Below are 4,990 nucleotides of genomic sequence, written 5' to 3'. Positions count from 1 at the left end.
ACTGCCGTAGCTCATCATACCGGATGAGCTTGCGTTGCTTCGAACGCCGCTCGCGGCATTTCTGGTCAGCTATCGTACAATAGTAGCCGTTTAAATCCTTGATCTCATCATCGGTAAACTGATTGCGTTTCAGTTCACGAAAAATGGTCGAGCGATGCCTTCCAAGCTTCTCAGCAATAACGTCGACGGAAAGCTTTGCAGTGCGCCAGCGGGCTATTCTGCGACGTTTATCCAAATCAATATGCGAATAGGTACGGTCCATGACAGGTTCCTTGCATTGGATAACTCATTGTTATCATTTGCAAGTCGCACTTCAAACTAGAACCCACCTATCTATAACGCCTGGAAGGCGTAATAAAGTGCCGGTTAGAAAACGTTCATAGGCTGTGAGGTCAGCCACAACGACTTGCAACAGGAAGTCGGATTCTCCCGATACAAGATGGCAGGAAAAGACTTCAGGCAGGTTCTGCACTGAAGTACGGAATGCTGTTGCTGTTTCCTCATGATGGCGCTCTACACGGATGCCAACAAAGACAGTCAGTCCCAGTCCTACGGCATTGCGGTCGAGTGCCGCGTGGTAGCCTTGAATGACGCCAGCTTTTTCGAGGAGTTTGACTCGTCGCAAACACGGGGAAGGGGATAGCCCTATTTTATCGGCAAGCTGAACGTTTGAAAGACGCGCATCGTCTTGCAGTGCAGCGAGTATCTTACGGTCCGTTGCGTCTAGTTTTAATTTTGGCATAAGCCACCATTCTGAAAAGTCATATCGGCAGATTATATCAACTTCAATCCACTCCGCACCATAAAACGCAAGGACACGGACTGCACTTACGAGTTAGCTTCGGAAAGCTCTATCAGCTGTAGCTCATTCATCATATGCAATGAGCTAACCCGATGGCAGCTGTGTGAATTTTAGCTGTTCGGGGCGATATTGATGAGCGAGACATGGTTATTTGCAAGCGCACTGGCGGCTGCATTTCTTCTTACTGGGCCGGACATGATTCTGCTTCTACAGACGGGAGCGGCGCAGGGCAGAGCTCATGCACTAGCTGCTGCCGCAGGGCTTGCAACGGCCCGTGCTTGCCACGTCCTGCTCGCTGCATTTGGGTTGGCCGCTCTCCTGCACGCATTTCCAATCGCGTTTCAATTCGTGCGGATCGTGAGTGCCTGTTATCTGGTCTGGATTGCGATCGGCATTTTGCGTCACCCATTGGCGGCCCTCGATACAGCAACCAACGGCATCGAACGACGCTCTTATTTGGCGTCCGCCCGTAAGGGTTTACTCACCAATCTGCTGAACCCAAAAGCTTTGCTTTTCTGCTCGGTTCTATTGCCGCAGTTCGTGCATCCAGACAGAGGCAGTATCATGATGCAGTTTGCATTTCTGGGTGGGATAATGACCATCGTCGGGCTGTCGTTCGATACGATCTATGCCTTTGCAGGATCGTCACTCGGCAACCTGTTCAAGCGATATCCGGTCATACAATCTATTCAGCGTTGGGGCTTTGCGGCTCTGCTTTTTGGCTTTGCAGCCAAACTGGCGACCGTTTAAGCCTTTCATTGATCTATGACTTAGACGCTATAGCGCCCTTTGATCGGCGCGAAGGTATAGCGGTGGATGCCGGGCACCGGCCCATCTGTCTCAATAGCCGCTCGATGCTTGGCCGTACCGTAACCAGCATGTACCTCGAGACCGTATGGTGGATGGGCTAGACCGGCACGGATCATCATTCGGTCACGCGTAACTTTCGCAACGATGGATGCGGCCGCAATTGAGATAGAACGTTGATCGCCTTTCACCAATGCAGAACCAGGGCAGGGCAAACCAGGCGGCACATCGCGTCCGTCAATCAAGGCATGATCCGGGCTGAGTGTCAGCCCCATGAAGGAGCGACGCATGGCTTCCAGCGCTGCTTTGCGAATGTCACTGGCGTCTATGCTTCGCGCACTAAGGCTTGCAACAGAAACGGTCAGTGCTTTGGCGAGGATGATTTCGTAAAGCGCATCGCGCTTGGCGGCTTTCAACCGCTTTGAATCATCTAGCCCTTCTGGCAGGTCATTCGGATCAAGCACCACCGTCGCCGCAACGACCGGACCGGCGAGTGGGCCGCGGCCAGCTTCATCAATGCCTGCAATATGGCGAAGCCCTCGCGACATATGCCTTCTCTCTTCGGAGAAGTCGGGGGCAAGCGGGATTTCAAAGAGGAGCGGAGAATCAGAACTCAAGCGTTTCATTTGGCGGCAATGCTCGCATTGCTTCTGATTCTCCGCAAGGTCCCTGCCGAGGATAGTGGCGTAAAAGCAGGGGCCTTCCGCCTGAAAAAACCAGACGGGGATCAAACTCACAACTGACAACTCATGCACACTTAAAGCCAATGAGATACACGGCTCTCTCACCTCACTTTGATGATGGAAACGCCGATATCTAGAAGTAGCGCCGCTTAAAAAAGCGAAAGCTGTTTGCCACCCTTCTCAACAGGCTCAAACAGATCCGTGCGCAGGGGAATACGCTTTGAATTGAAGCCGAGCTTGCGTGCAGCGATCTCGAAGCGACGGCCAATCTGCCAAGCATAAGGGCCTGTCCCACGCATACGCTTGCCCCATTCGGCATCGTAGTCTTTCCCGTCATGCATGGAGCGGACGAGCGACATGACATGGCGGTAGCGATCAGGATAATTGCGCAGCAGCCAGTCTTTGAACAAAGGGGCTACTTCAAGCGGTAAACGGAGCAGTACATAGCCTGCTTCGCGTGCACCCTGTGCGTAAGCTGCATCCAGAATACGCTCAATCTCATGATCGTTGATGCCGGGTATGATCGGTCCCATCATCACATTCGACGGAATGCCGGCATCGGCGAGCTTGCGAATGGCCTGCAGGCGCAAAGTCGGCGTTGATGCGCGGGGTCCATTGTGCGCGCAAGATTGGCATCAAGCGTGGTGACTGAAAGCGCTACCTTGGCCAGCCCTTTTTCAGCCATGCGAGACAGGATATCAATATCCCGCACGACCAGAGCTGACTTGGTGACGATGCCGACAGGATGATTGGCAGCCTCCAGCACTTCAAGAATCTTGCGCATTACGCGCCATTTTTTCTCGATGGGCCGATAGGGATCGGTATTGGTGCCAATTGCTATGGTCTTGGCCTGATAGCCGGGTTTTGCCAGTTCGCGCTCCAGCAGGCGTGGTGCATCCGGTTTGGCGAACAGACGTGCCTCGAAATCAAGCCCGGCTGAAAGCCCCATATAGCTATGTGTTGGCCGCGCAAAACAGTAAATGCAACCATGCTCGCAACCGCGATAAGGGTTAATCGAACGGTCGAAGCTGATATCTGGTGAATCATTGCGCGTGATGATGGTACGAGGTTTCTCAACTTGAACATCCGTCTTGAAAGGCGGCAGGTCTTCAAGTGTCTCCCAGCCATCATCAAATTCGTGTCGTGTGGTTGGTTCGAACCGGCCGGTAGGATTGATGCCCGCACCGCGCCCACGACGTCGCGAGTGGTCAATGCGCAGGCCTGCTTCACCGATAAGAGCGTTGGCATGTTCCGCCCGTCCTGTTCCGAATGCTGCCTTGTCTGCCTGCTGGATAATTTCCATAACCGACTCTCTCGTTTCAGAATCTCTCGTAATCCAATGATTGGAACAAATCAAGAACATATAATCCGAAAGCTTTTCGATAACGCGGTCTTGATATAAAAGAAAGCATGTTATCAGTTCTGATTTTCACGCGAAATTCTGAGGGGCTTCTGGCTCAAACACTCTCAGCACTGGTGCCGGCAGTTGTGGAAGGGCTATTGCGTCGTGTTGTCGTTGTGGATAGGTCGTCCACTGACGAGACAAGGTTGGTTGCAGAGGGGGCAGGTTGCTCACTTTACGACGAAACGGATTTGCAGTCGGCTTTTGATGATCTGCGAACGGACTGGCTTTTGTTGCTGAAACCGGGTGCTATTCTTGCAGACGGTTGGGAAGACGCGGTGCGTCGGCATATGGAAATGAGCCAATCGCCTGCGCGGTTTTCATCGCCTCAGGATTTAGGCCTGATGGGTAAGCTTTTGGGCGCGAAACCTTCACTCGATAATGTGCTTCTGGCGCCCGTCGCAACAATTCGACCCTTAATCCGGGATGGAGGTGTTCCAGGTGCTGCCTTGAAACAGCTCAAGCCAATCCGGCTTCCGCATCAGATTTTACCACCAAAAACAACAAAAGGCGGAGCCTGAGGGCTTCGCCTTTTTGTATTCTACCGGCTTGCGCCGATATTAGTTCTGAAAGCTTGAAGGCGATGCGTCGCCAAAGCGATGAGCAGAGCCGTCCTGATAGGTGGTCGTTTGACCGATAGAAGCGGTCGCAGTATTATCAACCTGCTGTGTTGCAACTGGCGTGCGGTCATTTGCATAAAGATCGGCAGGTTCACCAACATGTGGATTTTCAGCGAAAGCTGCACCGGCGCTAAGAGCAACGGCTACGGCAGCAAGAGCAAACTTTTTCATTTTTCTATTCCTTCTTCATCGCCCTTTGGATGGCATCAGTGCTTCCGGGGCACCGGGGTGGCACCAAAGCCATCCACCGGGGAGATAACTCGTATGCGTTGATCTGATGTAGTCAGATTGAAACGCGGTTTGGTAAGCTGGGCTTAGTTCTGGAAGCTCGAAGGCGATGCATCACCAAAGCGATGAGCCGAACCGTCCTGGAACGAAGACTGGCCAATCGAAGCGGTTGCAGTGTGATCAACCTGCTGGGCTGCAACTGGTGTGCGGTCATTTGCATAAAGATCGGCAGGGGTGCCAACATTTGGATTTTCAGCGAAAGCAGCACCGGCGCTAAGGGCAACGGCTACGGCAGCAAGAGCAAACTTTTTCATTTTCTATCTTGTATGTTCTTATTGGCATTCGGCATAGATCTGCGAAATGATGTCTTTGTTCAGGTGGGAGACCGTTTCTAACTTGGTGCTATGACGCCGTCGGGGAGCGTGGCTCCCCACCTGTTTTAGCTTTA

9 protein-coding genes are annotated in these 4,990 nt (G+C 52.6%); 2 read left to right on the top strand and 7 right to left on the bottom strand.

Going from position 1 to position 4,990, the window contains the following annotated elements; all coding sequences use genetic code 11:
- Together GAK38_RS23425 and GAK38_RS23420 are read right to left on the bottom strand one after the other, a co-directional pair.
- A partial coding sequence (locus GAK38_RS23425) for a helix-turn-helix domain-containing protein (protein WP_325347284.1) occupies window positions 1-262 on the bottom strand: 262 nt, incomplete at its 3' end.
- A gap of 51 nt (window positions 263-313) precedes the next feature.
- Window positions 314-742 carry an Lrp/AsnC family transcriptional regulator gene (locus GAK38_RS23420; protein ID WP_325347283.1) on the bottom strand — a complete coding sequence of 143 codons (429 nt, stop codon included), beginning with the start codon at window positions 740-742 and terminating at the stop codon, window positions 314-316.
- A gap of 192 nt (window positions 743-934) precedes the next feature.
- Between GAK38_RS23420 and GAK38_RS23415 the strand changes: the two genes are divergently transcribed.
- Window positions 935-1,552, top strand: coding sequence for a LysE family translocator (locus GAK38_RS23415; protein ID WP_325347282.1), 618 nt, complete (start codon window positions 935-937; stop codon window positions 1,550-1,552).
- Window positions 1,553-1,572: 20 nt separating this feature from the next.
- Here the strand turns inward: GAK38_RS23415 and GAK38_RS23410 are convergent, their stop codons facing one another.
- The 3 genes from GAK38_RS23410 to GAK38_RS23400 form a co-directional block, all read right to left on the bottom strand.
- Window positions 1,573-2,157, bottom strand: a complete 585-nt coding sequence (locus tag GAK38_RS23410; protein ID WP_325347285.1) for a ribonuclease HII — start codon at window positions 2,155-2,157, stop codon at window positions 1,573-1,575.
- A gap of 284 nt (window positions 2,158-2,441) precedes the next feature.
- Window positions 2,442-2,882 (bottom strand): hypothetical protein, encoded by a 441-nt coding sequence (locus tag GAK38_RS23405; RefSeq protein ID WP_325347281.1) that lies wholly within the window; start codon window positions 2,880-2,882, stop codon window positions 2,442-2,444.
- The gene (locus GAK38_RS23400; protein WP_325347280.1) at window positions 2,828-3,595 is read right to left on the bottom strand and encodes a radical SAM protein; all 768 of its coding nucleotides are present in this window, start codon (window positions 3,593-3,595) and stop codon (window positions 2,828-2,830) included. Before GAK38_RS23400 ends, GAK38_RS23405 begins: the two co-directional genes overlap by 55 nt.
- A gap of 107 nt (window positions 3,596-3,702) precedes the next feature.
- Here GAK38_RS23400 and GAK38_RS23395 point away from each other — a divergent pair, with 107 nt between their 5' ends.
- Entirely contained in the window at window positions 3,703-4,215 is a 513-nt protein-coding gene (locus tag GAK38_RS23395) for a hypothetical protein (RefSeq protein WP_325347279.1), read from the top strand.
- 39 nt (window positions 4,216-4,254) lie between these two features.
- Here the strand turns inward: GAK38_RS23395 and GAK38_RS23390 are convergent, their stop codons facing one another.
- Window positions 4,255-4,485, bottom strand: a complete 231-nt coding sequence (locus tag GAK38_RS23390; protein ID WP_325347278.1) for a hypothetical protein — start codon at window positions 4,483-4,485, stop codon at window positions 4,255-4,257.
- Between the two features lie 143 nt (window positions 4,486-4,628).
- Complete coding sequence (locus GAK38_RS23385) at window positions 4,629-4,856, bottom strand: hypothetical protein (RefSeq protein WP_007873677.1); 228 nt, start codon at window positions 4,854-4,856, stop codon at window positions 4,629-4,631.
- Window positions 4,857-4,990: the final 134 nt, after the last annotated feature.

Origin of the sequence: Xylophilus sp., from assembly GCA_009914555.1 — a bacterium.
Taxonomy (GTDB): Bacteria; Pseudomonadota; Gammaproteobacteria; order Burkholderiales; family Burkholderiaceae_C; genus WNDY01.
Note: the sequence above shows the minus strand (reverse complement) of the source record. Positions and strands in the feature narration are given on the sequence as shown.